General features: G+C 46.4%; 1 protein-coding gene and 1 pseudogene. Both read right to left on the minus strand.

The genetic code is table 11. The features are described 5' to 3' along the window. A pseudogene (locus ACTHSP_RS20960) lies at positions 1–138 on the minus strand (electron transfer flavoprotein subunit alpha/FixB family protein); the annotation flags it as partial. Between the two features lie 10 nt (positions 139–148). After that, positions 149–859 (minus strand): electron transfer flavoprotein subunit beta/FixA family protein (locus ACTHSP_RS20965; RefSeq protein WP_440346881.1); only part of this gene is annotated, 711 nt, incomplete at its 5' end.

Raw genomic sequence — 859 nt, forward strand, 5'->3', positions numbered from 1 at the left:
CTCTTCAACCACCGCAGCAGCATTGCTGCCGGCAACCAATAAATCTACATTACCCAATTTAGCGGCAGCCGTTACCGCATGCAAAGTGGCAGGATTCAAATGTTGGTTATTATGTTCCGCAATAATCAATACGCTCATTTCATACTCCTTAGATCACTTTGGCTTCGTTTTTCAGCTTTTCAACCAACTCGGCAACATCAGCCACTTTCACACCGGCTTGACGTGCTTTAGGTTCGGCAAATTTCACGGTATTCAAACGCGGAGAAATATCCACAGCCAAATCGGCAGGACTTAATTTTTCCAAAGGCTTTTTCTTTGCAGCCATGATATTAGGAAGTTTGACAAAGCGTGGTTCGTTCAAACGCAAATCTGCACTGATGACCGCAGGCAGCTTCAACGCAACAGTCTCTTCGCCGCCGTCAATTTCACGGGTTACCAATGCTTCTTCGCCTTCAATTTGCACTTTTGATGCAAAAGTACCTTGAGCCGCATTCAACAACGCAGCCAGCATTTGGGCAACTTGGTTGGCGTCATCGTCAATTGCCTGTTTGCCCAGCAGTAAAATTTGCGGATTTTCTTTATCCGCAACAGCTTTCAGCAATTTTGCAACGGCCAAAGGCTCCAACTTTGCATCAGTCTCAACATGAACCGCACGGTCGGCACCCATCGCCAAAGCAGTACGCAACGTCTCTTCGCATTTTTTCTCGCCAAGAGAAACGGCAACAATCTCGCTTACTTTTCCGGCTTCTTTCAAACGGACAGCTTCTTCTACCGCGATTTCATCAAACGGGTTCATCGACATTTTGACATTACCGATATCCACATCGGAACCATCGGCTTTCACACGAACTTTGACGTT

The organism is Neisseria sp. P0001.S005 (assembly GCF_051963715.1).